The sequence below is a fragment of the Dermabacter sp. p3-SID358 genome, from assembly GCF_025147465.1.
Lineage (GTDB): Bacteria > Actinomycetota > Actinomycetes > Actinomycetales > Dermabacteraceae > Dermabacter.
On record NZ_JALXOZ010000007.1, the window covers coordinates 37273 to 62251 of the forward strand.

Consider the following 24979-nt stretch of genomic DNA (forward strand, 5'->3'; position numbering starts at 1 on the left):
CCCAGGCTTTAGCGGGCGCGGTAGTTCGGCGCCTCGACGATCTGCGCCATATCGTGCGGGTGCGATTCCTTGAGACCCGCCGCCGTGATGCGCACGAACTTGCCGCGCTCCTTGAGCTCGGGGATCGTGTGGGCGCCCACGTAGAACATCGACTGCGCGAGGCCGCCCGTCAGCTGGTGTACGACGGTGCCGAGCGCGCCCTTGTAGGCGACAGTTCCCTCGATGCCCTCGGGCACGATCTTGTCGTCAGTCTCGACATCCGCCTGGAAGTAGCGGTCCTTCGAGAAGGATTTCTTGCCGCGCGAGGCCATCGCGCCGAGCGAGCCCATGCCGCGGTAGCTCTTGAACTGCTTGCCGTTCATGAGGATCACCTCGCCGGGCGACTCGGCGGTGCCCGCCAGGAGCGAGCCGAGCATCACGGTATCGGCGCCAGCAACGAGAGCCTTCGCGATGTCGCCCGAGTACTGCAGGCCACCATCGCCAATGAGGGGAACGCCCGCGCTCTTGCATGCCTTCGAGGCTTCATAAATGGCGGTGACCTGCGGGACGCCAACGCCCGCGACAACGCGAGTCGTGCAGATCGAGCCCGGGCCCACGCCAACCTTGACGGCATCCACGCCCGCGTCAATCAGGGCCTGGGCACCTTCGCGGGTCGCGACGTTACCGCCGATGATCTGAACGCCTTCGAAGGCCTTATCAGCCTTGAGTCGGCGAATCATGTCGAGGGCGAGGCGCGCGTGACCATTCGCGGTGTCGACCACGAGCACGTCGACGCCCGCGTCGCGCAGCGCTCCGGCGCGCTCGTAGGAATCGCCAAAGAAGCCCACGCCCGCGCCGATCAGCAGGCGCCCCTCGGCGTCCTTCGAGGCATTCGGGAACTGCTCGCTCTTGACGAAGTCCTTGACGGTGATGAGCCCCGTGAGCGTCCCGTTCTCGTCGACGAGGGGAAGTCGTTCACGCTTGTGCTTGCGCAGCAGTGCCGTTGCTTCGTCGCGGCTCACGTCGGTGGGTGCCGTGTACACCTCGCGGGTCATGACGTCCGCAACCTTCGTGCTCGCCCACTCGGCAACGGGAATGAAACGCAGGTCGCGGTTCGTGCAGATACCGAGAAGCTTCCCGTGTTCATCGACGACGGGCAGGCCCGAAACTCGGTAGTTGCCGCACGTCGCATCGAAGTCCTCGAGAGTCGCCTCCGGACCGATGGTCACGGGATTCGGGATGCGACCGGTCTGGGTACGCTTCACGAGGTCGACCTGGTGGGCCTGATCCTCAATCGAAAGGTTGCGGTGGAGGATGCCAATGCCGCCGAGGCGCGCCATCGCAATCGCCATACGGGCCTCGGTCACGGTATCCATCGCGGCGGAGGCGAGGGGCACCCTCAAGCTAATCTCGCGCGTGAGGCGCGAGGTCGTATCAACATCGCTGGGAATGACGTCCGTCTCCCCGGGGAGAAGCAGCACGTCGTCGTAGGTAAGGCCGACAAAACCGAAGGGATCATTCGTCATGATCCAACCTTAGCGCCGCCTCCTTGCCAGTTGCTTCCTGCGCGCATCAAATGCTTCGAGAAACACGTGCGGATCCTCGAATTCGCCGCGCCACGTCATCCCGTACTTCTTCGCAAGAGCGCGGTTCTCCCAGGACTTTCGCGCGGCTCGGTCACGTGCGAGCAACTGCGGGCGAGATACCCCCTCCTCCGCGAATACCCTCCGCTCGAATTCGGCGATTCCCTCGTAACTGCGGTCGTCCCAGCCGCTATAGGGGATGAGCAAGCGTCGGGCCCCCTCCCCCGCCTCCAGCGCCGTGACACCCTGGGGCCGAAAGTCCGGAACGACCGCCTGGACGTGCGCGACCGCAAGATGCTGCCGGCCCCGGCGGACCTCGCCCGCAACCGGGTCCCACCAGGTAGTTCTGTGCACGCACGCGAGCACGGCGAGCATGAGCAGCGCGAGCAGGGCCCAGCCCGCACACCACGCGAGCGGGAGCGACACAAACCATGGCCAACCGCTGATGCGCCCCACATACAGGCCCGTGACCGGAAGGAACAGCGTGGCAAGGAGCGGCGCTCCCCACTTGAGCCACGGCACTAGGCGCGCGACGAAGGTCGGGCCGAGCGCGATCCGGCCACCTTTCACACGCGGCTCAATGCGCTCAGTCATCTCCCGGCACCTCCGGCGGCCACCACTCGAACCGACGCTCCTTGCCCGTCACCGGATCAGTGAACGCCATGAGCACGCTCCACAGGGCGAGAGACTCACTCACGTCCCGTCGTGACCGCTCCCCCGTCGCGGGATCGGGCGCGGGCGCGGGATACAGTTCGTCCCCCACAATCGGCAGGCCCACGTGTGCAAGGTGCACGCGCAGCTGGTGGGTGCGGCCCGTATGCGGTACCAGGCTCACGAGACTCCGACGGCTCTCCGCCTCACGCCGCATCATCCGCACGCTCGTCCACGCCTCTTTCCCATGCGGGTCAATGTGCGCCCAGAGATCACCGTGCCGTTTCGCGATGGGTTCGCGGATCTCGATCGGGCCGCGCTCGAGTTCGGCAAGCGTCGGCCCCTCCCCCGACACCCACGCCACGTACCGCTTTTGCACTTCACCGCGCGAAAATAGTTGCTGATAGGCGCCCCGCTCCTGCGGAATCTTCGAGAGCACGAGGATCCCGCCGGTCTGCTTATCGAGCCGGTGAATCGGCGAGAGATCGGGAAGCCCATGCGCGACTCGCAGCCGCACAAGGGCACTGCGGCGAATGTGCTCGCCGCGCGGAATGCTCGCCATCGTGCGCGGCTTCGCGACCACAAGCAGATGCTCGTCCTCGTACACGATCGGAATCTCGGCCGGCTCGAAAGGTTCCGGCGCGAGCTCCCGGTGGAAAAACACTTCGCGCGCACGCGTCATCGGCTCCTGGACTGACCACGCGGCGCCATGCTGGTCCACGACCTCGCCCTCGGCGAAACGCGCATCGAGGTCACGCGCCTCAGGCGAACCGAGCGCAGGGAATCGCTCCAGCAGCACCTCGCCTACCGGACGGCCCACCTCGTGTGGCGCCGCCACCACCCTCACGGCATCGAGCCCAGCCCTCTGCGGCAAAGGCGGGCGGGCAAAACGCTTCGTACGGCGGGCAGGCATGGCTCCATTGTGCCAAGGAACCGGTGGCCTCAGATCCCCCAGATCATGAAGGTCAGCACATTGTGCGCGGCGTAGAACGCGACAATCGCAAGCACGAACATGTTCGGGTGACGATCGATGACCGTCAGTGAGCCGGGCATCATGCGGGCAAGCTCACCGGGGCGCGCATGATCAATATGGTCGATTTTGACGCCGTGAGCCTCGGCTTCGCGCACAAGAATTGACTGCGCCCGCGTGCCGTAAAACGCGCCCGAGAGGTTCGCAACGCGGCTCGTACTCGAGCGCATGATGAGGGCGGCATCGAAGGCATCGACCTCGGATTCCACGGGGTCACGGGGTTCTTTACCGCGGTAGATGTCGCGCACAAGCCAGATTCCCGAAAGCGCACTCCAGCGCGCCGAACGCGGGATACGGAAGAGCCCTCGAACCTTGATCCGATCGTCATGAAGGATCACGCACTGGCTGACGATACGCAGCACCCCGATGAGCGCAAGAATCACGACGCCGAACCACACGTAAAGCGGCAGGGTGAACCAGTGATCGCGAAACAATCGCGGATCACTCCAGAGGCCCTGGCCGATGAAACTGATGCCCACGAGAAATTCAAGAAGAACCGTGAACACGATCGCCGCGAGGAGCGACGCGCTCATGGCCGCGGGGCTCGGCCGCATAACAATCCTGTGCGCCTTGCCGTTGTGCCTCGTCGTCACATCCTGCGTGGGGCGCTCACCCCTGGGCGTGCTGCGCGATGGTGAGTGGAACACTGCGCTCATGCGATCCCCTCTCACTCTCGCGAGTCTCGGCAATTCGGGATTCGGTGTGCGAGAACGCGCGTGGCGCGTTTTGGGTGCACTCCGCTAAGAATACGCCCCGCTTCTCGAGAAAGCTCAAGGAGCGGGGCGCATGAGATGGAGGCCGACGATTGACTACTCTTCGTCGTCCTCGCGCTTGTCAACGACGAGGGTCTCGGTGGTCAGAACGAGGCCCGCGATCGAGGCGGCGTGGCGCAGGGCGCTACGCGTCACCTTGACAGGGTCGATGATGCCGGCTTCGACGAGGTCGACATATTCGCCGGTCGCAGCGTTGAGGCCGGTGCCCACCGGGGACTCCTTGACCTTCTCCACGACGACGTAGCCTTCTTCGCCAGCGTTCTCGGCGATCCAGCGCAGCGGCTCGGCGACGGCCTTGGCAACGGCGCGAACACCGACGGCCTCGTCACCCTCGAGCCCGAGGTCATCGGCGAGAACGGTCGCAGCCTGGACAATGGCTGAGCCACCACCGGCGACGATGCCCTCGTCGATCGCGGCGCGCGTAGCGGCGACCGCGTCCTCGATGCGCATCTTCTTTTCCTTGAGCTCGACCTCGGTGTGAGCGCCGACCTTGATGACCGACACGCCGCCCGAGAGCTTCGCGAGGCGCTCCTGGAGCTTTTCGCGGTCCCACTCGGAATCGGTGTTCTCGATCTCGGCCTTAATCTGCTGGACGCGATCGGAAACGGCTTCCACATCGCCTGCGCCGCCCACGATGGTCGTATTGTCCTTCGTGATGACGACGCGCTGGGCCGTGCCGAGCTGGCTGAGCTCGGTCGTCTTGAGATCGAGGCCCAGATCGGGCGTGATGACCTCGGCGCCCGTGAGGATCGCGATGTCCTGCATCATGGCCTTGCGGCGGTCACCGAACGCGGGAGCCTTGACGGCGGCACCCTTGAAGGAGCCGCGCAGCTTCGAGACCACGAGGGTGGCAAGAGCTTCGCCCTCGACGTCCTCGGCGATCACGAAGAGGGGCTTGCCCGATTCGACGACCTTCTCGAGAACGGGCAGGAACTCCTGCACGTTCGAGATCTTGCCCTGGTTGATCAGCACGTAGGCGTCTTCGAGAACAACTTCCTGACGGTCAGCGTCGGTCACGAAGTGCGGGGAGATGAAGCCCTTATCGAACTGCATACCCTCGGTGAAGTCGAGCTCGAGCGCCGTGGTCGAGGACTCTTCGACCGTGATAACGCCATCCTTGCCAACCTTGTCAAATGCTTCGGCGAGGAGCTCGCCAATCTCGGCATCCTGCGAGGAGACAGTCGCGACGGACGCGGTCTGTTCCTTCGAGTCGATGTCGATCGCGATCTCGCCGAGCTTGTCGCTCAGCGCCTCGACGGCCTTCTCCATGCCGCGCTTGAGCGCTGCGGGAGCCGCGCCAGAAGCCACGTTGCGCAGGCCTTCGTGCACGAGCGCCTGAGCGAGAACGGTCGCGGTGGTCGTGCCGTCGCCGGCAACGTCGTTGGTCTTGGTCGCAACTTCCTTCGCAAGCTGAGCGCCGAGATCCTCGTACGGATCCTCGAGCTCAACCTCGCGGGCGATCGTCACGCCGTCATTTGTAATGGTGGGGGCGCCCCACTTCTTGTCGAGGACGACGTTGCGGCCCTTGGGGCCGAGCGTCACCTTAACGGTGTCGGCGAGCTTGTCGACGCCACGCTCAAGCGCGCGGCGCGCCTCCTCGTCGTAAATGATTTCTTTAGCCACGATGAGCCTTTCAGCCTTCGATGATTGCGAGAACGTCGCGCTGGCTCAGAACGAGGTATTCCTCGGAGCCGTACTTGAGTTCGGTGCCGCCGTACTTCGAGAAGACGACCTTGTCACCGACCTTGACGTCCATGGGGATGCGTGCACCCTTGTCGTCGAAGCGGCCTTCGCCCACGGCGACGACCTCACCCTCCTGGGGCTTCTCCTTGGCGGTATCGGGGATGATCAGGCCCGAAGCAGTCACCTGCTCAGCTTCGAGCGGGCGGACGACGACACGGTCCTCGAGGGGCTTAATGGAGACCGACATGCGACCTCACTCCTTCTTTTATCAATGTGAAGTTGACGGGTGTACCACGGTGGGATGTTCGTCGTCGCGGTGCCGAACAACCCGGTGCACCATTTGGCACTCTCACGCTGAGACTGCCAACGGAATAAGACTAGTGTGCCGGTTAGCACTCGTCAAAGCTGAGTGCCAGCTTCACGCTCCTCCCTCCTTTCCCCATCCCTCCTTCACTCCCCTTCACTCCCCACCCTTTCTCGAATTGAGGTAGCAAAACGTACCAAATCGCACGAGGCTCACATCCGCGCCCCCCACGAAACGACAAAATTTCCCCACTCACAGACGACATCAATCTACGGCGATCACCACAATCTCAACCTGCCGCCCACATCTAGCCACCCCTGCCCCAACGTTTAAAAAGAGAAGGTGGACTGGAGACAGAGGAGTTCACTCAACCCACGTTTCGTACGTTTACCTACGTCAATCCAAGAGGGAGGAGGGAGGGGATGAGGAGAAGAGGGCGGGGCGATGGTCCCGAAAACGCCGACGCTCCACACCCCGCGTCCGGGGAATCGGATCCTAGGGCCGGTATCACATTTTCCGCTCTAGCGCGAGCGAGTGTCCATTTAATAAGATTGAGGTACGCGAGATGCCAGCGGTGGAGAACTCTCTACCGCCACTTTTCGCGCATAATTCACGGCAACACCGGTAGTGAGGACACACCACAAATGACCATCATCCGCTCGATCTTCAAGACCTTCGAAAACCTCTCCGATCGCATGGTTGGACAGGACGTCGAAAGACACAACACGGTTCACAAGAACCGCCTCGGCGGCGACTTCGCAGCCATCGCGCAAGCGCGCAGCAGCCAGGGCCTCACAACCCTCGGCCTCGGCCGCTAAGAACGCCCACCTCACTTACCGCACGCCCCCGCGCGCCGCTCACTCGAGCGCAGCAGCGCAGGGGCGTTTTCCATGCCCGAATACCCCGTGCGGGCACAAGGGTTAGCCGATCGCGCCGACCCATTCGTGGGAGCCGTCGGAAAAATACTGATCCTTCCAAATCGGCACACGGGCCTTAACCTCATCAACGAGATCACCGCAGGCCTCGAACGCACGCTTACGGTGCGGGGCCGCAACTGCCGCGACGAGCGCAGAATCCCCCACCGCGAGGTCACCGTAGCGGTGGCTCGCGGCAACGAACACGTCGGGGTAGCGCTCCGCGATCGTGCGCACGACATCGGCCATAACATCGCCCGCGCTTGGGTGCGCCGTGTAGCTCAGACGCTCAACCCCGCGCCCCTCATCGTGATCGCGCACGAGCCCATCGAACGTCACGAGAGCACCGCAGCGGCGATCGGTCACATGCGCGACCATGTCGCTCACCGTAATCGGCTCGCCACTCACGCTCGCATGACGGGCGCGCTCCTCAACCGATCCCAGCTGCGGGTCTCGCTCATCCTGCGCGGCTTTCGCCCCCGAACTCATTCGTGCCCACCTCCATCGCGTTGCCGTAAGACGTGCTCGAGGATCGGCTCGAGCACCGCCATGCCATCTTTCACTCCGCCACGCGATCCGGGGAGATTCACAACGAGAGTGCGGCCCGCAAACCCGGCAAGGCCTCGGCTCACGACCGCATACGGCGTGGATTCCCGACCCTTGAGGCGAAGCGCCTCCGCAATCCCGGGAATCTCCCTCGTAAGATGCGGCTTTGTCTCTTCGGGAGTCACGTCACTCGGTGTGAGGCCCGTGCCGCCCGTCGTGATCGCGAGGTCCACCCCGGCAGAGATGGCCCCGCCGAGGGCGCGGCCAACGTCGGACCCATCCGGGACCACGGTGACACCGCAACCGGCGAAACCACACCGCTTGAGCCAAGCCGAAAGCTCAGGACCCGTGAGGTCGTCATACTCGCCGCGCGCGGCGCGGGTGGACGCCACGATGACGCGCGCCGACCAGCCCCGGTCCCCCACGAGACTCACGCCGCGCCACCCTTCTCGCCGCTCGCAACCATGCGATCCCAATCGCCGCTCTTACCGCCCGACTTCGCGAGGACCTTAACATCGCCGATCACCGCGAGGTGATCAACGGCCTTAATCATGTCGTAAACCGTAAGCGCGGCGACGCTCGCGGCGGTGAGCGCCTCCATCTCGACGCCCGTTTTGCCTTCGGTCTTCACGCGTGCGCTCACCTCGAGAGTCTCGGGCGCGATGCGCGAAAAATCGACCGTGACCTTGGTGATCGGAAGCGGGTGACACAGCGGAATCAGTTCGTGCGTGCGCTTCGCCGCCATGATCCCCGCGATTCGGGCAACGCTCAGTGCCTCCCCTTTCGGAAGGTCGCCCGCGAGGATCCTGTCAATCACGTCCGCGCGGCTCGTAAGTGTCGCGCTCGCACTCGCCTCACGCGTCGTCACAGCCTTGCCGGAAACGTCGACCATGTGGCTCGAGCCATCGGCGCGAACGTGCGTGAGATCGGCTCTTTCATGTGCTTTATCGCTGGTCATCGAAGAATCATCACCTCGTGAATGTCGCCATCGGCCACGCGCGTGACCTCCGGTGGAATAAGAACGAGCGCGTCACTCAAGGCGAGCGCGCCCAGAAGATGCGAGCTTGGGCCACCTACGAGCTTGACGGTCGAATCGGTGTTGAGTCGCGCGCGCCGCACTTGAACGAGACCCTCGGGCGACGGCTCCGGCTCACCAGTTTGCGTGCGCACGGGCAGCGACATGCGAGGGCGCGGCGGGGCGCCGAGGGCCTCGCGCACGAACAGTTCAAGGCTCACGAACCCCGAAACCGGATTGCCAGGAAGGGCGATCCACGCGACATCCCCGTGCGGTGTTGCGAGCACCCCGAGGCCCTGTGGCCCACCCGGCTGCATCGCGACCTTGTCAAAGGCCAGGCGTAGCGGCGAGCCCGACATCTCTGCCGCTTGCCTAATCGGCTCGACGGCACCTGCACTCACACCGCCGGTCGACACCACGATCTGCGCCTGCGTGTTTTCGCACGCGCGAAGCACCTCGGCAAGAAGCGACTTCGGATCGTCAGTCACGCGCAGACGCGCGCATAGCTCGATTCCCGCTTCCCCGAGGGCCGAACTCATCAGAACCGAGTTTGCGTCGAAGATTTTCCACTCTTCGACTGCTGCTTCGCCGGGATCGCGCAACTCACTTCCGGTTGAGACGACGACGGCGCGAAGGCGCTCGCGCACCTCGACCTCCGCAACGCCCACCGACGCAAGATGGCCGATCAGGCGCGGCGTGAGCCGTTGCCCCGCACGCGCAACCACATCGCCACGATCGGTATCACTTCCGGCGTGGCGCACGAAACGCCCCTCGGTGCGGTGCTCGGGGGCGATCGTGAAAGTGAGGTCCGACGGTTGCCGGGTAGCGTCGGACCCCTCATTCGTGAGTTGCGAAAACCGCTGGATGTCCGTGGCCTCGACCGGGATCACGGCGTTCGCGCCCGCGGGAATGGGTGCGCCCGTCATGATGGGGCGGGCCGTGCCGGGTTCGAGCGCCGATGGCTCCTCCCCAGCAGCGATAATGTGGCCGAGCGGCAAGGTGATCGAGGCGCCATCGGGCGTGCAAGCGAGGCTTGCCACGTTGAGCGCAAAGCCGTCCATCTGCGAATTCGCTACGGGCGGCACGTTCACGGGCGAAGAAACGTTGCGCGCGAGGGTGCGGTTTCGGGCACCTTCGAGTCCGACGGTTTCAACGCCCGGGGCGTTCGGCGAATCCAGCACGGCGCTCATGAGCTCGCGAAGGCTCCGCCGATGCTCAGCGAGGGGGATGCGACCAGGCGCGAGGCGCGACTCGTGCTCCACGGTGGTGTTCCTTCCAGATGTGGCCAGGGCCTCTAGGGTAGCGCGCGAAAGTCCCCTAAGCTGGTGTGACCCTCGTTCCGCGAACATCTAAAGGAGAGCATGTCGATCGACCTCGGGATGCCGAAGCCCCGCGCCATGGACCCCATTGAGGAAACCCCCTCGACCGAGGGTCGGCCGGTGTCGCATGCTCTTATCGATACCTACGGGCGCACGGCGAGCGATCTGCGCATTTCGCTGACCGATTTTTGCAATCTCCGCTGCACGTACTGCATGCCGGAAGCCGGCCTACAGTTCCTGAAGAAGCCCCAGCTCATGAGCGTCGCCGAGGTCGCACGGTTCGTGCGCATCGGCGTCGAGAAGCTCGGGATCCGCGAGGTGCGCTTCACGGGCGGTGAGCCGCTTACGCGCGCTGATCTTCCCGAGATCATCGAGTCCGTGGCAAAGCTTTCGCCGAAGCCCGATATCTCGCTCACGACCAACGCGATCGGGCTTGAAAAGCGCGCGGCGAAGCTCGTGGAGGCGGGTCTCGACAGGGTCAATATCTCGCTTGATTCCGCGCACTCCGAAACATTCGAAGCGATCACCCGGCGGCCATTCCTCCACCGCGTTCTCGAGGGCATCGATGCCGCGCGCGAAGCGGGGCTGAGCCCGATCAAAATCAACGCCGTTCTCCAGCCTGGCGCGAACGAACACGAAGCCGCTGAGCTCCTCGAGTGGTGCCTCGAGAGGGGGCTGGAGCTTCGTTTCATCGAATACATGCCGCTCGATGGCGCAGGACGCTGGAACCGCAAGCGCATGGTCACGGCGAATGATGTGTGGCAGCTTCTCAGCCCCTATTACGTGATGCACCCCGTGCGCGAGGCTCGCGGCGGCGCCCCCGCCGAGAAATTCGAGGTATGGCCGCGGCCAGGCGCTCCGGCGCCGGGGGCGCCGGGCACGATCGCGGGGGTGTTGAAGGAGCGCGGAATCGATCCAGCGGATACGGAAGCTGTGCGCCAAGTGCTGCCTCCGGCCCCCGGCGAACCGTTCGTCGAGACGTGCGAAAGGCCGCGTGAGGAGGCGCTGGGAACCGTCGGAATTATTGCTTCCGTAACCCGCCCCTTCTGTGCGGCCTGCACCCGCACTCGCCTCACTGCCGAGGGCCGCGTGCGTACGTGCCTCTTTTCTCACAGCGAGACCGACCTGCTTGGTCTCATGCGATCCGGGGCGAGCGACGAGGACATCGCCGAGCGGTGGCGCGCCGCCCAATGGGGCAAACAGGCGGGCCACGGCATGGATCGCAGCGACTTCGTTCAGCCCGAACGCCCCATGAGCGCGATCGGAGGCTAAAGACATGACCGAAAGGACTCACATGAAGACCACGGCCGACGTCCGCTTCTTTGCCGGCGCTGCGCACGCTTTTGGCACCGACTCCCATTGCGTCCAATTCGAGGGCGACACCCTCGGGGACCTGCTCGACGCTCTCAGGTCGGGTGCCGTTGAATCGGCGGGGGCCGACGCCGAAGTTGTGCTCGGGCGTTGCAGTTTCCTTGTGAACAAGGTGAGCGAGAACGAACCCTCGGCAAAGCTTGTGCCTGCCGAGGATGGTTCGATCCGGGTCGATGTGCTGCCGCCGTTCGCGGGTGGCTGAGGCTCGACGCCCCTGGGGGGCTCCTTCCTCCGGGCCCCGTTGAGGCTTGACGCCCCGGCTCCCCTTCCCCCCCCAGGCCCGGTTCCCCCGTTGAGGCTCGACTCCCAGGGCTCCCTCCCCAGGCCCGGTTCCCCCGTTGACGCTCGACGCCCAGGGCCCCCTCCCCCAGGCCCGGTTCCCCCGTTGACGATCGACGCCCAGGGCCCCCTCCCCCGGCCTAGGAAACTAACCCCAACATTTGTGGCGGTATTCGAGATCATTTCGCCACAAACGTTGGGTGCAGATTCTCGATACGCGCTGCCCACGGGGCCGGTTACACCCGCGTTGGGCTGCACACAACTTTCACTCGGCGCCTCAAGGCCCGCTTCGCAATGGATGCCGCTCGCGAATTGGCAAGCGCTCGCGTGACAACGTCGTCGGGAGCGTTGACAGGCAAAACCGGTAGGTCACGAACGTGAAGCCGGAAAACCTCGAGGCCGCGATCGGCATAGAAAAAGTCCTTAGCTCGATCTCGCTCGATGGCGTCGATTTTTCGGTGGTACTCCCCGTCGTACTCGCCAACGACTCCTTCCCTCTCCCACCAAAAGTCAGGCGCACAGACGATGCGGCCGCGATTATCCAGTATCGGCACGTTGAGACTCGGCTCCTTAAGCCCCGCAAAGATCATCGCGAGCCGAGCCCGGGTTTCTTGCACCGAATCAGATCCCACTCGAATGAGCTCGAGCGCGCGGCGGGCACGACAAATACCGGGCAAGCCTGGATAAGTGGCGACCGCGGTCTCCAGTTCGGCGAGCGTCGCGTACGGAGCGGTGCGCCCGTATTCGAGCGTCGACCGAGGCATCCGCACAAGGGCATCGCCCGCAGCCACCAGGTAATCGAGCGGAACGATCGACGCGAGATCGAGCCACGTGCGCACTCGCGACATGATTCGAAACCTGTGCTCACCGTTTGTAAGAGTGCGAATCTCATTCTTATCGATCCGAGAAAAGTGAAGGTCAATGAGCGGATTGGGCCTCGCTGCTTTCAGCGACGTAACGAAGCTCATCGGCGCCTCAGGTTCCCACGTCGAGAGCTGGGGAGGCAGCGGCATCTTGTGCACGCGCGCCGCATTCACCCCTGAGAGCACGAGGTGCGGATACTTCGCACATAGAGCTCTCGCGAGCTCCGGCTCGGTGAAATCGCGATTGTTGTCGGCGTAAATGCCAGGGCCAAGGGTCCTGATGTCGCTGCGGCGCAGCCGATTACGAGTGTCGCCGAGCGAGGTGAGATCACCGGCGATGAATACCGGTGGAAGCTTCTTCGGCAGTGGCGCAGGGGGTCGACTCATACAGTCAGTTTTGCCTTGGCGAGCCCTCCGAGAAAGCAGCGCGGGCCAAATTGTGGATAACCGTCAAAGTAGGGCGCGCCCGGAGAAGTCGAGTGACGCCGGACTGGGGGCGCCAGAATCTACGCCCAACGTTCATGGACGGAATTCGGCGACTACAGCACATGCCGACGAATCTGCACCCAACGTTTGTGGCGCAATAGCCTCGAATACCACCGCAAACGTTGGGGTTAGAATCCTAGGCCGGGAAAGGGTTGGCTACCCCGGTCGGAGGCTTCGAGCCTCCTGCCACGACCTAGGCTGGGAAGAGTTCGGGTGCAATGACCAGAGGCTACGAGGTCCCTGCCACGACCTAGGCACCAAGTTGCGCGGCGATGCAGCCTCCCACTAGGCACCGAGTTGTGCCGCGATGTACCCTCCCGCCATGTCGCCCACCTCAATCCCAAGGGCAGCGAGCTCGGCTTGGGCCGCCGCCGATCGGGCGCCACCTTCGCAGTGGAGGATCGCGCCGCGCAGGTCATCAACCCCACTCAGGGGCCCGACGGTCACCCTCTCCCCTCGCGCAAACTCCATGAGCCGATCCCTCGGGATGTTCACTGCGTGAGGCAGCATGCCCGCCGCAGCTTCGGATTCCTCCCGGATATCGATGAGCAGACGTCCATCGGCCGCCTCCCGGATCGCCTCAGACGGGGAAAGCACTTCGGGGTCAAGGTTCGACGTAGGAGCGGCAGAGGAATCGTCGACATCGTTTGCTTCGGCTTCGTCAGCTTCGCCACCAGTGCTAGAGAAACCGGGACCGGCCGCAGCGGCAATCGGTGACGCGATCACGGCCGGGAAGCCGCACGTCTCCACGAGGTCCTCGATTTCGGTGACGGGTTCTCGACCGGGGCGGCGAGCGACATCGACGCGCGTCCAGTCGCCAGTGAGCGCGCTATAGAGCTGGATGCGACCGAAAAGCGGCGATCCGAGACCCGCAAGAATCTTGAGGGCTTCCATTGCCATGGTCGAGCCAATAACGCCAACGAGCGGACCAAGAACCCCAGCCTCGCTGCAGCTCGGAACCTCCCCGGGCTTCGGCGGGCGCGGATGGACGTCGCGGTAAGTCACACCGCGGCCGTTGTCACCGAAGAACGCGGCAACCTGCCCATCGAAGGCAAGGATGGATCCCCAGACCAGCGGCACGTTGAGAATCTCGCATGCATCGGACACAAGGTAACGCGTGGGGAAATTATCTGTGCCGTCGAGCACAAGATCGTGCCCCGCGAGAACGTCGAGTGCGTTCGCAGGGGTGAGGACCTCGGGGATCTCGCGCACGTGAACAGCACGGTTGAGCGCATGAACCGCCTTGGCTGCGGAAGAAACCTTGAGCGTTCCGACGGCAGCTTCGGAATGAATAACCTGCCGCTGCAAGTTGGAACTATCCACCAAATCTGCATCAATGACAGTCAACGAGCCAATTCCTGCGGCGGCCAGATACTGAAGGATCGGCGCCCCAAGACCGCCTGCACCAACGACGGCAACCCTGGCCGAACTGAGCTTTTGTTGACTCTCAGGCGTGAAACCAGGCAAAAGAAGGTGCCGGGAATATCGCCGATAGTCCGCACCGCTTAGCGCAGAGTCAGGCTCTCCGAGTGCATAATTAACCATGACTTCCAGTTTCTGAGTTTGACCTCAACCTAGGTGGATGGGGATAATCCACCAATATGGCGTGGTGAACCACCTCACATAGGGTACAGTTCAACCGTTCCATGAATAGTTCATGACCTTTCCGTGACGCCACTGTTCACATTACGAGCATTGACACCTCGATTTGCGAATTGAACTACTCTGAAGCATCCCTGCGCCCCGGCGCAACCGGTCCGTCGCCCCCGGGCGGCGATACGAAATAAGGAAAACGCACGTGTCCCTTATGTCCACCAACCTCAGCGATCCTCGCGCCGCAGCCCCCTCGCGCCGCCTTTGGAGAGCTAAGGATGTCGACGAGCGTAAGACCGCTCTGATCGGAGCACTCTCGTGACAAAGTATCTTCTTCGCCGCTTCGCGAACTACGCGATCCTCACCGTCGTGGCTACCGTGTTCGCCTACATCGCGGCTGGCAGCTTCTTCTATCCTCGTCGCCGCTGGCTCGGCCAGAACCCCCCGATCCCCGAGGCCTCGATCGACGCGACTCTCAACGAGCTCAACATGAACGACAAGGTGCCGATCCTTCAGCGCACCTGGACCTGGCTGTCCAACATCGTCGTGAAACCGTGGAGCGAGAAGCTCGGCAAGGACATTTCGGGTCAATGGGTCATCGACCAGATGACGATGCGCGCGGGCGTGTCGCTGCGTCTTCTCATTGCGGGTGCGCTCCTCGGTGCAATTATTGGCGTGGCCCTCGGCGTGTGGGGCGCTGTTCGCCAGTACAAGCTCTCGGATCAGGTCGTCTCCTACGCCTCCTACATTCTCATCTCGACTCCGACCTTCGTGGGCGGCCTCCTCATGATGGTTGTGGCGACCAAGCTTAATCAGGCGGTAGGAACCCAGCTCATTCGTTTCAGCGGCTCGTACACGCCGACGCTGCGCGCCCAGGGCGGGATGACAGCCTTCCTCGATAGCGTGAACCACCTGATTTTGCCCACGATCGTGCTCGCGGCTTTCGGTGCTGCCGGCTATTCGCGCTACCAACGTTCGATCATGCTCGACGTGCTCGGCAGCGACTTCATTCGTACCGCACGTGCCAAGGGCGCCACGCGTAATCACGCTCTCGTGAAGCATGGCGTGCGCGTCGCACTCATTCCCATGTCCACCTACTTCGCCTACTCATTCGGCACGCTCGTCGCAGGCGCAGCGTTTCTCGAGATGATTTTCTCGTGGGCCGGCATGGGTCAGTACGGCATTAACGCAGTGCAGCAATCCGATGTGAATGCCCTCGCGGGTAACGTGTGCTTCACGTCGATTGTGATTCTGTTCTCTTCGATGCTTTCCGAAGTTCTTTACGCGGCGCTCGATCCGCGAGTGAGGGTGTGACGCCATGAGTACAAGCAACCCCGTACCCCCTGTCAGCGACGCGAGCGAGCTCCCGGAAGCCATCCCCGTCAACGAGGCCGAAGGCAAGGGCGCAAACCCCGGCGGCGATAAGACCGGTCAGAAGCGACGGAAGCCACTTTCGCGCTGGGCTCTAGTGTGGCGCCGTTTGAAGCGCAAGCCCAACTTCTGGATCGGCGCGATCGTCCTCGGCGGCATTGTGCTCTTTGCCCTGTTCGGCAATATCCCTAACGTGTATGAGCTCGGCGAAGCAGATTCATATAGCTACAACTCGCCTCCAGGCGCTCAGCACTGGTTTGGCACGGACTCGATCGGTGTCGATCTGTATGCGTCGATGGTGGAAGCGCTTCGCAAGTCGCTTCTCATTGGCCTTCTCGCGGCACCGGCAGCGACGCTGATCGCGGCGTTCGTCGGCTCGCTCGCGGGCTACCTCGGCGGCAAGTTCGAGACGTTCGTGAACTGGATCATCAACCTGCTGCTCGTGCTGCCCGTGTTTTACGTGCTCATGATCATCTCTCCGCTCCTGTCGAACGTCAGCTGGATCGTGATCGTCGTGGCGATCGCGGGCTTTGGCTGGATGATCATGGCGCAAATCGTCAAGAACCAAACGAAGTCCCTCAAGGACCGCGAATACGTGAAAGCCGCGCGCTACATGGGCGTGGGCACCGGCACGATCCTTGCGCGCCACATCATCCCGAATGTCGCCTCGCTGCTCATCATCGATGCGTGCCTCGGCGTCAGTGGCGCCATCCTTTCCGAAACGTCGCTGAGCTTCTTCGGCCTCGGCATTCAGCCGCCCGACGTCTCTCTAGGAACGCTCATCGCGAATGGTCAGAACGCGGTACTCACCCGCTGGTGGCTCTTTGTGATTCCCGCTTCGTTCCTCGTCGCCCTGCTCACCTCGGTGAACCTTCTTGGCGATGCCCTCCGCGACGCTATCGATCCTACGAGCGAGGTCAACCGTGCCTGAACCACTTCTTTCCGTCAAAGACCTCACGGTCACCTTCCCGAATGCTGCTGGAGACGTGCGCGCCGTACGCGGCGTGAACTATGACGTCCACGAAGGCGAGTTCCTCGGCATCGTAGGCGAGTCCGGCTCCGGCAAATCCGTGAGCTCGATGGCAGTTATGGGTCTTCTTCCGACGTCTGCGAAGATCACCGGCGAGATCACGTATCGCGGCGAATCGCTCCTCAAGAAGAGTGACCGTCAGCTTTCCGACCTCCGCGGCCGCGAGATCTCGATGATCTTCCAGGATCCGCTGAGCGCACTCACCCCCGTGTACACGATTGGGCAACAGATCGAGGAAGCTCTCACGCTTCACAACTCGAACATGAGCGCAAAGGCTCTTCGCGAACGCTCGATCGAGCTGCTCAAGATCGTTGGCATCCCTGCTGCCGAGCGCCGCGTGAAGGCTTTCCCCCACGAGTTTTCGGGTGGTATGCGCCAGCGCGCGATGATCGCGATTGCGATGGCGAATGACCCGAGGCTCATCATCGCCGACGAGCCGACGACAGCTCTCGACGTGACGATCCAGGCGCAAATCCTCGAGGTTCTCCAGAAGGCAAAGGAAGTTACGGGCGCTGCCGTCGTGCTTATTACACACGACCTCGGCGTTGTCGCCGGCAACGTCGATCGCGTCGCCGTGATGTACGCCGGAAAGCTCGTGGAAAAGGGCGGCGTCGAGGAGATCTTCGCCGAGCCTCGTATGCCGTACACGATGGGCCTGCTCCGCTCGGTTCCCAACATGCTTACGGCTGGGAAAGACCGGCTCGTCCCCCTCGAGGGTCGTCCGCCTAGCCTCGCGAAACTCAAGCCGGGCTGCCCCTTCGCAGATCGCTGCCCTGCGGCCATCGATCTTTGCCGCACCGAGGAGCCCGAGCTCACTGAGCAGCCGGGTGAAACGAAGCGTGAGGTGGCCTGCCACCGTGCGGATGAGATCACAGCAGGCACCCTGAAACCGTCGGATATTTTCCCCCGCCCCCCGCACACGGAGCGCGTGGTGAAAAACCACGATAAGGATCAGCCGATCGTCAAAGCGACCGAGATCCAACGCCACTTCCCCCTTTTCAAGGGTGCGGTGTTCCGTCGCCAGGTGGGCGTCGTGAAGGCTGTAGATAACGTCTCGTTCGAGATCAAGCCTGGCCAGACCCTCGGCCTCGTGGGCGAGTCAGGTTCGGGCAAGTCCACGACGAGCCTTGAGATCCTCGAACTCGTTGCGCCGCAGCACGGCACGCTCGAGGTGAGCGGCGTCGATGTCTCAACTCTGAAGAACAAGAAGGAACGTCTTGCCCTACGCAAGGACGTGCAGATCGTGTTCCAGGACCCGATGGCTGCGGTTGATCCGCGTATGCCCGTAAGCGACATCATCGCCGAGCCCCTCACCGTGCACAAGGTGCCGAAGGATGAGCGCTACAAGCGTGTCTACGAGCTCCTCGAGCGCGTGGGCCTCGACCCGGAGATGGCCGATCGCTATCCCCATGAATTTTCCGGCGGTCAGCGCCAGCGCATCGGCATTGCGCGCGCGCTCATCACCGAACCTAAACTTCTCGTGCTCGATGAGCCCGTCTCGGCGCTGGACGTTTCCGTCCAGGCCGGCGTGATCAACCTGCTCGAGGATCTCCGCGATGAACTCGGATTGAGCTACCTTTTCGTGGCTCACGACCTCGCGATTGTGCGCGAGATCGCCGACAACATTGCGGTGATGTATCTGGGCCGCATCGTTGAATACGGCCCCGTCCAGGATGTCTTTGAGAACCCGAAGCATCCCTACACGCGTGCTCTCATGTCGGCGGTTCCGGTTCCGGATCCGAAGCTTGAGCGCGCCCGTACGCGAGTTCTTCTTGAAGGGGATCAACCAAGCCCCACTGAAGAGATCATCGGCTGCAACTTTGCTTCGCGATGCCCCCTGATCGGGATGCTCAGCGAAGAGCAGCAGAACCTGTGCCGGACTGCGGACCCTGAGGGCACGCAGGTCGGAGCCTCCCGGGTGGAATGCCATCATGCCGAGGAGACCTGGCGTCTAGACGACGACCAGTAAAAACTTTTTCCGCGGCCTGAGAACCCCTTTTTTCTTAAAAAGGGCCGCGGTTTCACACAGGAAGTGAGAGAACCATGAAGATCACGAGTACTCGCCGACTTTTCCTCCAGGGCACGGCTATCACGGGTGTTGCCGCCGCCGTCGCAGGCTGCTCGCAGAAGAGCGCCGAGGAGCAGAAGGAAGAAAACAAGAAGAAGAATGATGCCGCTGCGAAGGAAGCAGAGAAGCTCCCTTCGACCGCATGGAAGCGCTTGGATTACGATCAGGTTGCCGAGGGTGGCACGCTCTCAGTTGCGATCACGCAAATTCCGGCGAACTGGAACCCGAGCCACGTCGACGGCAACGAAGTTTCGACCTCGAGCGTGTCGTACTGGAAGGGTTACAGCACCCACATCAAGGCGGACGAGAAGGGCGAAATGAGCCCGAATCCTGATTACATCGAGTCGGCTGAGGTCACGAGTGAGGATCCTCAGATCGTCACCGTGAAGTTCAACCAAAAGGCCGTGTGGGATAACGACGGCTCGCCCGTCACCGTGAACGATCTCATCGCCGAGTGGAAGGCCTGCAACGGCGAAAACGAAGAGTTTGCGACCGTCACAACCCAGGGATGGGACTCCATCAAGGAGGTCCGCGCGAAGGACGACTTCACGGCGGAGATCGAGTACAAGAACCCGTTCCCCGATTGGCTCAGCTTCACCTACCCGAGTGGCCCGAAGGCGCTCTTCGAGACCCCCGAAGCCTTCAACACGGGGTACGTGAATGATCCTGTTCCCGGCTGCGGTCCGTTCAAGATCACGAGCGTCGATCAAAACGGCGGTGTTGTGACGATGGAGCGCAACGACAAGTGGTGGGGCCGCGCCCCGAAGCTTGAGAAGGTTATTTTCAAGGTCACCACTCAGCAGAATATGCCGCAGGCCTTTGCCAACGGCGAAATCGACGTCATCGACATCGCCGATGGCGATACTCTCGGTCAGGCGAAGGGCCGTAAGGGCGCGCAGATTCAGCGTTCGAATGGTCTCACGTGGACCCACCTCACGCTCAATGTGAACGCTGGTGAGGGCGTTCTTCAGGACATCGAGGTGCGCAAGGCTATCTTTGCCGCGGTGGACCGAAACGCCGTGGGTCGCACGGTCGTGGAACCCCTTGAGGCACCCATTGTTCTGAAGAACAACTACGTGTACATGCCTGGTCAGGAGGGCTACGAGGATTCGTTCGGCGACAACCTTTCGCCTGACGCCGACACAGAGGGCGCGAAGAAAATCCTCGAAGATGCGGGGTACAAGCTCAACGGCAAGGTGTACGAGAAGGACGGCAAGAAGCTCAAATTCTCGATCATCATCCCGGCGGAGGCGAAGTCGAACGAGGACCGCGCTCGCCAGATCATGACGAACCTCAACCAGGCCGGTTTCGAGATTGATCTGAAGACGGTTCCGAGCGACAAGTACTTCACCGACTACATCCTCAAGCAGAGCTTCGATTTCGTGACGTTTAGCTGGGTGGGTACCCTGCTTGCCGAACTTTCGAGTTCGAACACCTACCTGCCGAATTCGCAGCAGAACTACACGGGCTTTAAAGACGAGAAGCTCACGGAAATCAACACGCGCCTCCAGTCTGAGCTCGATAAGGACAAGCGCCGCGAGATCGCGAACGAGTACTCAAAGAAGGTTGCCGAGAGCTACACCGTGCTTCCGTTCTACGCGACGCCCAACATCACCGGCCTCAAGGAGGGGCTCGTGAATATCGGTTCCGCGCAGCTCGAGACGGTCGATTACACGGCCGTTGGTTACGAGCCGGGCAAGGAAGGCTGAATAGCCTAAGCGCTTACTCGCCACACCACCGAAGGCCCCGTCTGGTCGCATGCGACCGGGCGGGGTCATTCTTGTTCACAATGAATGTTCATTGGCCCACAGCGAAGGCTCTCAACAGGACTTTTGTCGAGCATCCTGTGGCGTGGGCGATACGATCAGAAGAGTCCCCTGACCATTCTCGAGAAAGGCCATCATGGCTTTCACAAGCACCCGCCGTCTCTTCCTTCAGGGCACTGCCCTGACTGGCGCCGCAGCAGCACTCACCGCGTGCTCGCAGCAGAGCGCCGAGGAGCGTGCGAAGCAGGCAAGCGCTGCAAACGAAAAAGCCGTCGAGGAGCAGATGAAGCTCCCCTCGACCGCCTGGGAGCGCGTCGATTACGACCAGGTCCCCGATGGCGGCACGTTTACGGTATCGATCTCCCAGGTCCCCGCGAACTGGAACCAGAAGCACATCGATGGCAACGAGGTTTCTCTCTCCGCGATCATGGAGACCGTGTGCCCCGAGACTCCGCTCAAGGCGTCGGAAAACGGCGACGTTGAACTCGACCCCGATTACCTCACGTCGGCGGAGCTCACGAGTGAGGATCCGCAGATCGTCACGGTAAAGTACAACGAGAAGGCCGTGTGGAGCGATGGCACGCCCGTCACAGTTGACGACCTCATCGCTCAGCATAAAGCCCAAAACGGCGAGAACGAGGCATTCCAGACGGCTTCGACGAACGGCTGGAGCTCGATCAAGGAGATCCGCAAGATCAGCGACTTTGAGGCGGAGATCGAATACGCGGAGACGTTCCCGTTCTGGAATGTGTACCTCTACCCGAACCTTCCGAAGGCGATTTCGGAGACCCCCGAAGCGTTCAACGGTCAAACGACCGAGCCGACCCTCACCCGCGGCCCGTTCAAGATCGACAACATCGATGCCACAGGCGGTGTCATTACCGTGAAGCGCAACGAGAAGTGGTGGGGCCGTGCACCGAAGCTCGAGACGATTGTGTTCAAGGTGACGACCCAGCAGAACATGGCGCAGGCGTTCGTGAACGGTGAGCTCGACTACATCGAGATTGCCGATGGTGATACCTATGGCCAGGCAAAGGGTCGCAAGAATGCCGTGATCCAAAAGTCGAACGGACTTTCGTGGGCGCACCTCACGCTTAACGTGGGCGGCGCCGAGGGCGCGCTTGGTGATGCAAAGGTGCGCGAGGCGATCTTCCGCGGCATCGATCGCAACGCTGTGGCCCGCGCGGTCATGGAGCCGCTTGAGTCGCCCGTGATTCTCGTGAATAACTTCATCTACATGCCGGGGCAGGAGGGCTACGAGGATTCATACGCGGATCTTAAGTTCGATCCCGAGGCTTCGCAGAAGCTCCTCGAGGAGGCCGGCTACAAGAAGAACGGTGATGTGTACGAGAAAGACGGCAAGCCCCTCGCATTCTCGATCATCATCCCGGCAGAGACGAAGTCGAGTGAGGATCGAGCTCGTCAGATCATGACGAACCTCAACGCGGTGGGCTTCAAGGTGGATCTGAAGACAGTTCCGAGCGATAAGTACTTCGATGACTACGTGATTCCGGGTCGATTCGCTGCGGTGTCGTTCGGTTGGCGTGGCACGCTCTTTGCTGAGCAGTCAAGCCCGAACGTATACCTGAAGGATTCGGGGCAGAACTTCACAGGGTTCGCCCCCGAGGAGGTCGACGAGCTCAACAAGAAGATCCAGACCGAGCTTGACCCGAAGAAGCGCACGGAACTCGCGAACGAGTTCTCGAACGCCCAGGCGAAGGCGTACACGGTTCTTCCGTTCTACGCGTCGCCCACGATCATCGGTCTCACAGAGGGCTTTGTGAACGTTGGCGCTGCGCAGTTTGAGACGACTGACTGGACGGCAGTGGGCAAGAAGGCCTGATCGCCTTTTCGGCTTGTGCGGGCCGGGTTCCGCTCTCCCCCGAGTTTCCGGGGCGAGGGGCGGGGTCCGGCTCGTTTCGTATGTGCAGGGTTGGGAGGGTCCGACGCTAGAGGGCTGCCGTGAGCACCCCGAGAATGAGGAACGCAGCCGGGATCGCGAGGGGGATGATCCTCAGTTTGGACTGAAGAACCGCGGTCTCCGAGCGGGCGTCGGAATCCTTGGCATGCTTGACCTGCCACGCTTCCCACGCGTGCACGAGTACACGCGACGGGGAGCGTTCTTGGTCGTTTCGAAGGCGTTCGGCGGGGCCAACGTGCCCGCGCTCGGCATAGCGGTCGCGGCCCGAGATGCGCACGTGGGCGTCGGCGGGCTTGTCGCGGCCGATGCCGGGAGCGTTCCATGCGGTGACGGTGCGCGTAGTACCGCTTTCGGTGCGCGCGCGGATTGACACCATGGCGCCGAGGCCGATGTGTTCGATCGCGGAATAGGGAGCGCTGTACTCGTGCAGGACGTTGCGCACGACCACACCGCCCGGATAGACGAACGTCGCGGGTGAGAAGAGGATGAGCCACACGAGGGAGGCGGCGAGTCCGAGCCACGGGCCGAATTGGAGCACGGTGTCCCATCGGTTCTTGAGGATCGCATCCCCGAGGAGAAACGCGATGATGGCCCACGTGATCGCGGGGATCCACAGCGCACTTGAAGGGCGCAGCGCGAGCGGTTTTTCACCCGCCGTGTCGAATCCGAGGGTCACTTGTCGCCTTCGACGGGGTCGCCGATGTAGGCACGCACGAAGCGCTTGACCTGGTCGTGGGCGTCGGCCCAGCTTTCGGCCTTACCGGAGCCCACGAGGTAGCCGACAACCATCGACGCGAAGGGGCCCGCGGGGCGCACGACGGTGTGGGCGGCGACACCCGTGAGGGAGAGAATGAGATCGCGGTCGGCCTCGGTAAAGGGCGGCTCGAAGCCCGCGTCGTTCGCGGAGGCGTCGATGAAGCGCTGGAGCGCTTCGATCATCTTCGGGTCATCGGCCTTGGGGCTCATGCTAACTCTCCTTTGCGTGGGCTTTCGCCCATTATTCCTTATCGTGCACGAAGGCTCCCGCCGAGCGAGAGGACGCGCGCGCGGTCTCTTTCGAGGATGACGAGGGCGTTGGCTTCGGCAAACGGCCGCAAACGCCTGCCCTCGCATTCGGTCGCGATAAGGCGCCCGTGCTCGATTGTGAGGTGGGCGGGCTTCACGGTCGCGCCGTCCTTGAGGGGCTTTTCTTCGCGGCGCACGTTCTCCTGCGGGAGGTTGATGGGGCGCGAAGGCGAGCCGAGAAGCGGTGCGACGAACAGGTGGAATGCGGTGAAAGCGCCAACGGGCGTCCCTGGGAGATGCACCATGGGGATCGCGGCGCCACCTTCGTCGACCTCAATGCTGAGGCGCCCCACTCCTTGAGGCCCGCCTGGGCGCATCGCGAGATGCTCGAACCTCGAACAGCCGAGGCCCCGCGCCTCGCCAAAGCCCTCTCCGAATGCTGCCTTGACAACGTCACGCGCGCCTGAGCCCACGCCACCGGTTGTGACGATGAGGTCGTGGCGCGGCGCGATCGAGCGCGCAAGCCCGATCAGTTCCGCGGGATCATCCCCAACGTGGTGGATGCTCGCCTCAGCGCCGAGCCTTGCGCACGCCGCTTGAAGCATCGGCCCGTTCGACTCAAGCACGGCGCCGCGGCGCACACCGGCATCGCCGCGAAGGTCCGTCACGAGTTCATCGCCCGTCATGATGATCGCGACCCTGCGCGGCCTCGTGAGCCGCGCGTGCGTCACGCCCACCGAAAGCGCAATACCGATGAGCTCGGGCGTCACGAAATCGCCCCTGCGCGCGAGGAGATCACCAGCGGGGATCTCCTCCCCGACTTGCCGCACGTGGCGGCCAGGAGCGAGGGCTTTCGCGCGTCCAGCCTCGGGAATCAAGAGTGTGATGCGCGCGGGAGTCTCGGCCGCGGTTGGGTCAGCGTCAGTGAGTTCGACCGGAATCACCGTGTCGAGGTCATCGGGCAGGAGCCCGCCCGTCATGATGCGCGCGGCTGTTCCCGGGCGGCGGTTTCCAACGGCTGGTCGGCCCGCAGAGATGTCATACGTGACCTCGAGATGGGCGGGAAAGGCGTCGGACCCCTCCCCTAGCCCAAGCTCACGCGCGCTCACCGCGAAACCATCCATCGCGCTCATGCGAAATTCCGGCGCGGGGATCCTTGAGGTGAGGGGCTCGGCGAGCCTCCGGCCAAGTGCGCCCTGGAGAGGGGCATCTTCGATGCGGTCGGGGGCAAGAGCGGCGAGGCCGAGAACCGTCGCGCGCCATTCGTCGAGGCTCACGTGCATTTTGGGATCTTTCATGACAGGGGGTCGTGCTTCACCAACGTACACGCCCGCGACACGTCTCGCGCTTACCGCCCAATGTGTGAGGTAGGCCGGGTGTGACCTACAATAAGGAAGAACCCGGAGTAACGTTGCCCGGGCCCGAATGC

23 protein-coding genes are annotated in these 24979 nt (G+C 62.8%); 8 read left to right on the plus strand and 15 right to left on the minus strand.

All coding sequences use genetic code 11. The annotated features are described in order from the left end of the window. Positions 1–8 precede the first annotated feature (8 nt). From guaB to groES, 6 genes are all read right to left on the minus strand, one after another. Positions 9–1505, minus strand: coding sequence for an IMP dehydrogenase (guaB, locus tag M3B90_RS04680; RefSeq protein WP_259888864.1), 1497 nt, complete (start codon positions 1503–1505; stop codon positions 9–11). A gap of 9 nt (positions 1506–1514) precedes the next feature. Then, a complete protein-coding gene (locus M3B90_RS04685) occupies positions 1515–2156 on the minus strand; it encodes a hypothetical protein (RefSeq protein ID WP_259888865.1) in 642 nt (213 codons plus the stop codon). After that, positions 2149–3126, minus strand: coding sequence for a pseudouridine synthase (locus M3B90_RS04690; protein ID WP_259888866.1), 978 nt, complete (start codon positions 3124–3126; stop codon positions 2149–2151). Before M3B90_RS04690 ends, M3B90_RS04685 begins: the two co-directional genes overlap by 8 nt. Positions 3127–3155: 29 nt before the next feature. Then, positions 3156–3899, minus strand: a complete 744-nt coding sequence (locus tag M3B90_RS04695; protein ID WP_259888867.1) for a hypothetical protein — start codon at positions 3897–3899, stop codon at positions 3156–3158. 153 nt (positions 3900–4052) lie between these two features. Next, positions 4053–5639 carry a chaperonin GroEL gene (gene groL, locus M3B90_RS04700; RefSeq protein ID WP_259888868.1) on the minus strand — a complete coding sequence of 529 codons (1587 nt, stop codon included), beginning with the start codon at positions 5637–5639 and terminating at the stop codon, positions 4053–4055. A gap of 10 nt (positions 5640–5649) precedes the next feature. Then, a complete protein-coding gene (groES, locus tag M3B90_RS04705; protein WP_016663894.1) occupies positions 5650–5946 on the minus strand; it encodes a co-chaperone GroES in 297 nt (98 codons plus the stop codon). Between the two features lie 701 nt (positions 5947–6647). On the opposite strand from groES, the gene M3B90_RS04710 reads away from it, so the two are divergent. Beyond that, a complete protein-coding gene (locus M3B90_RS04710; RefSeq protein WP_259888869.1) occupies positions 6648–6821 on the plus strand; it encodes a hypothetical protein in 174 nt (57 codons plus the stop codon). A gap of 102 nt (positions 6822–6923) precedes the next feature. Here the strand turns inward: M3B90_RS04710 and M3B90_RS04715 are convergent, their stop codons facing one another. Genes M3B90_RS04715 through glp form a run of 4 tightly spaced genes read right to left on the minus strand, consistent with a single transcriptional unit; the run spans position 6924 to position 9740 of the window. Continuing rightward, positions 6924–7406 carry a molybdenum cofactor biosynthesis protein MoaE gene (locus M3B90_RS04715; protein ID WP_311199940.1) on the minus strand — a complete coding sequence of 161 codons (483 nt, stop codon included), beginning with the start codon at positions 7404–7406 and terminating at the stop codon, positions 6924–6926. Further along, positions 7403–7897, minus strand: a complete 495-nt coding sequence (locus M3B90_RS04720; RefSeq protein ID WP_259888870.1) for a molybdenum cofactor biosynthesis protein B — start codon at positions 7895–7897, stop codon at positions 7403–7405. The genes M3B90_RS04715 and M3B90_RS04720 overlap by 4 nt, the downstream gene beginning before the upstream one ends. Continuing rightward, on the minus strand, positions 7894–8421 hold the full coding sequence (gene moaC, locus M3B90_RS04725) for a cyclic pyranopterin monophosphate synthase MoaC (protein WP_259888871.1): 528 nt from the start codon (positions 8419–8421) through the stop codon (positions 7894–7896). Before moaC ends, M3B90_RS04720 begins: the two co-directional genes overlap by 4 nt. After that, a complete protein-coding gene (gene glp / locus M3B90_RS04730; protein ID WP_259888872.1) occupies positions 8418–9740 on the minus strand; it encodes a gephyrin-like molybdotransferase Glp in 1323 nt (440 codons plus the stop codon). The genes moaC and glp overlap by 4 nt, the downstream gene beginning before the upstream one ends. A gap of 99 nt (positions 9741–9839) precedes the next feature. On the opposite strand from glp, the gene M3B90_RS04735 reads away from it, so the two are divergent. Together M3B90_RS04735 and M3B90_RS04740 are read left to right on the plus strand one after the other, a co-directional pair. Further along, on the plus strand, positions 9840–11069 hold the full coding sequence (locus tag M3B90_RS04735; RefSeq protein ID WP_259888873.1) for a GTP 3',8-cyclase MoaA: 1230 nt from the start codon (positions 9840–9842) through the stop codon (positions 11067–11069). Between the two features lie 4 nt (positions 11070–11073). Continuing rightward, complete coding sequence (locus M3B90_RS04740) at positions 11074–11370, plus strand: MoaD/ThiS family protein (RefSeq protein WP_259888874.1); 297 nt, start codon at positions 11074–11076, stop codon at positions 11368–11370. Positions 11371–11683: 313 nt separating this feature from the next. On the opposite strand, the gene M3B90_RS04745 is transcribed toward M3B90_RS04740, so the two are convergent. Both M3B90_RS04745 and M3B90_RS04750 read right to left on the minus strand, forming a co-directional pair. Further along, positions 11684–12697: a hypothetical protein gene (locus tag M3B90_RS04745; protein ID WP_259888875.1), complete on the minus strand. Its 1014-nt coding sequence runs from the start codon at positions 12695–12697 to the stop codon at positions 11684–11686. Positions 12698–13081: 384 nt separating this feature from the next. After that, positions 13082–14341 (minus strand): HesA/MoeB/ThiF family protein, encoded by a 1260-nt coding sequence (locus M3B90_RS04750; RefSeq protein ID WP_259888876.1) that lies wholly within the window; start codon positions 14339–14341, stop codon positions 13082–13084. Positions 14342–14707: 366 nt separating this feature from the next. Between M3B90_RS04750 and M3B90_RS04755 the strand changes: the two genes are divergently transcribed. From M3B90_RS04755 to M3B90_RS04775, 5 genes are all read left to right on the plus strand, one after another. Next, complete coding sequence (locus tag M3B90_RS04755; protein WP_259888877.1) at positions 14708–15703, plus strand: ABC transporter permease; 996 nt, start codon at positions 14708–14710, stop codon at positions 15701–15703. Positions 15704–15707: 4 nt separating this feature from the next. Beyond that, positions 15708–16691 carry an ABC transporter permease gene (locus M3B90_RS04760; RefSeq protein WP_259888878.1) on the plus strand — a complete coding sequence of 328 codons (984 nt, stop codon included), beginning with the start codon at positions 15708–15710 and terminating at the stop codon, positions 16689–16691. After that, a complete protein-coding gene (locus M3B90_RS04765; protein WP_259888879.1) occupies positions 16684–18759 on the plus strand; it encodes an ABC transporter ATP-binding protein in 2076 nt (691 codons plus the stop codon). Before M3B90_RS04760 ends, M3B90_RS04765 begins: the two co-directional genes overlap by 8 nt. Before the next feature lie 74 nt (positions 18760–18833). Next, positions 18834–20567 (plus strand): ABC transporter family substrate-binding protein, encoded by a 1734-nt coding sequence (locus tag M3B90_RS04770; RefSeq protein ID WP_259888880.1) that lies wholly within the window; start codon positions 18834–18836, stop codon positions 20565–20567. 193 nt (positions 20568–20760) lie between these two features. Further along, positions 20761–22467, plus strand: coding sequence for an ABC transporter family substrate-binding protein (locus M3B90_RS04775; protein WP_259888881.1), 1707 nt, complete (start codon positions 20761–20763; stop codon positions 22465–22467). Positions 22468–22573: 106 nt separating this feature from the next. Here M3B90_RS04775 and M3B90_RS04780 read toward each other — a convergent pair whose 3' ends face one another. Genes M3B90_RS04780 through M3B90_RS04790 form a run of 3 tightly spaced genes read right to left on the minus strand, consistent with a single transcriptional unit; the run spans position 22574 to position 24848 of the window. Then, positions 22574–23221: a hypothetical protein gene (locus M3B90_RS04780; RefSeq protein WP_259888882.1), complete on the minus strand. Its 648-nt coding sequence runs from the start codon at positions 23219–23221 to the stop codon at positions 22574–22576. Next, positions 23218–23511: a DUF6457 domain-containing protein gene (locus tag M3B90_RS04785; RefSeq protein WP_055089089.1), complete on the minus strand. Its 294-nt coding sequence runs from the start codon at positions 23509–23511 to the stop codon at positions 23218–23220. The genes M3B90_RS04780 and M3B90_RS04785 overlap by 4 nt, the downstream gene beginning before the upstream one ends. A gap of 38 nt (positions 23512–23549) precedes the next feature. Continuing rightward, positions 23550–24848, minus strand: coding sequence for a molybdopterin molybdotransferase MoeA (locus M3B90_RS04790; protein WP_259888883.1), 1299 nt, complete (start codon positions 24846–24848; stop codon positions 23550–23552). Between the last annotated feature and the right edge of the window lie 131 nt (positions 24849–24979).

What these genes read in the sequence shown, in the direction of transcription:
- guaB (WP_259888864.1), bottom strand. Translation starts at nt 1,505, where the DNA reads ATGACGAATGATCCCTTCGGTTTTGTCGGCCTTACCTACGACGACGTG.
- M3B90_RS04685 (WP_259888865.1), bottom strand. Translation starts at nt 2,156, where the DNA reads ATGACTGAGCGCATTGAGCCGCGTGTGAAAGGTGGCCGGATCGCGCTC.
- M3B90_RS04690 (WP_259888866.1), bottom strand. Translation starts at nt 3,126, where the DNA reads ATGCCTGCCCGCCGTACGAAGCGTTTTGCCCGCCCGCCTTTGCCGCAG.
- M3B90_RS04695 (WP_259888867.1), bottom strand. Translation starts at nt 3,899, where the DNA reads ATGAGCGCAGTGTTCCACTCACCATCGCGCAGCACGCCCAGGGGTGAG.
- groES (WP_016663894.1), bottom strand. Translation starts at nt 5,946, where the DNA reads ATGTCGGTCTCCATTAAGCCCCTCGAGGACCGTGTCGTCGTCCGCCCG.
- M3B90_RS04710 (WP_259888869.1), top strand. Translation starts at nt 6,648, where the DNA reads ATGACCATCATCCGCTCGATCTTCAAGACCTTCGAAAACCTCTCCGAT.
- M3B90_RS04715 (WP_311199940.1), bottom strand. Translation starts at nt 7,406, where the DNA reads ATGAGTTCGGGGGCGAAAGCCGCGCAGGATGAGCGAGACCCGCAGCTG.
- moaC (WP_259888871.1), bottom strand. Translation starts at nt 8,421, where the DNA reads ATGACCAGCGATAAAGCACATGAAAGAGCCGATCTCACGCACGTTCGC.
- M3B90_RS04735 (WP_259888873.1), top strand. Translation starts at nt 9,840, where the DNA reads ATGTCGATCGACCTCGGGATGCCGAAGCCCCGCGCCATGGACCCCATT.
- M3B90_RS04740 (WP_259888874.1), top strand. Translation starts at nt 11,074, where the DNA reads ATGACCGAAAGGACTCACATGAAGACCACGGCCGACGTCCGCTTCTTT.
- M3B90_RS04745 (WP_259888875.1), bottom strand. Translation starts at nt 12,697, where the DNA reads ATGAGTCGACCCCCTGCGCCACTGCCGAAGAAGCTTCCACCGGTATTC.
- M3B90_RS04750 (WP_259888876.1), bottom strand. Translation starts at nt 14,341, where the DNA reads ATGGTTAATTATGCACTCGGAGAGCCTGACTCTGCGCTAAGCGGTGCG.
- M3B90_RS04760 (WP_259888878.1), top strand. Translation starts at nt 15,708, where the DNA reads ATGAGTACAAGCAACCCCGTACCCCCTGTCAGCGACGCGAGCGAGCTC.
- M3B90_RS04770 (WP_259888880.1), top strand. Translation starts at nt 18,834, where the DNA reads ATGAAGATCACGAGTACTCGCCGACTTTTCCTCCAGGGCACGGCTATC.
- M3B90_RS04775 (WP_259888881.1), top strand. Translation starts at nt 20,761, where the DNA reads ATGGCTTTCACAAGCACCCGCCGTCTCTTCCTTCAGGGCACTGCCCTG.
- M3B90_RS04785 (WP_055089089.1), bottom strand. Translation starts at nt 23,511, where the DNA reads ATGAGCCCCAAGGCCGATGACCCGAAGATGATCGAAGCGCTCCAGCGC.
- M3B90_RS04790 (WP_259888883.1), bottom strand. Translation starts at nt 24,848, where the DNA reads ATGAAAGATCCCAAAATGCACGTGAGCCTCGACGAATGGCGCGCGACG.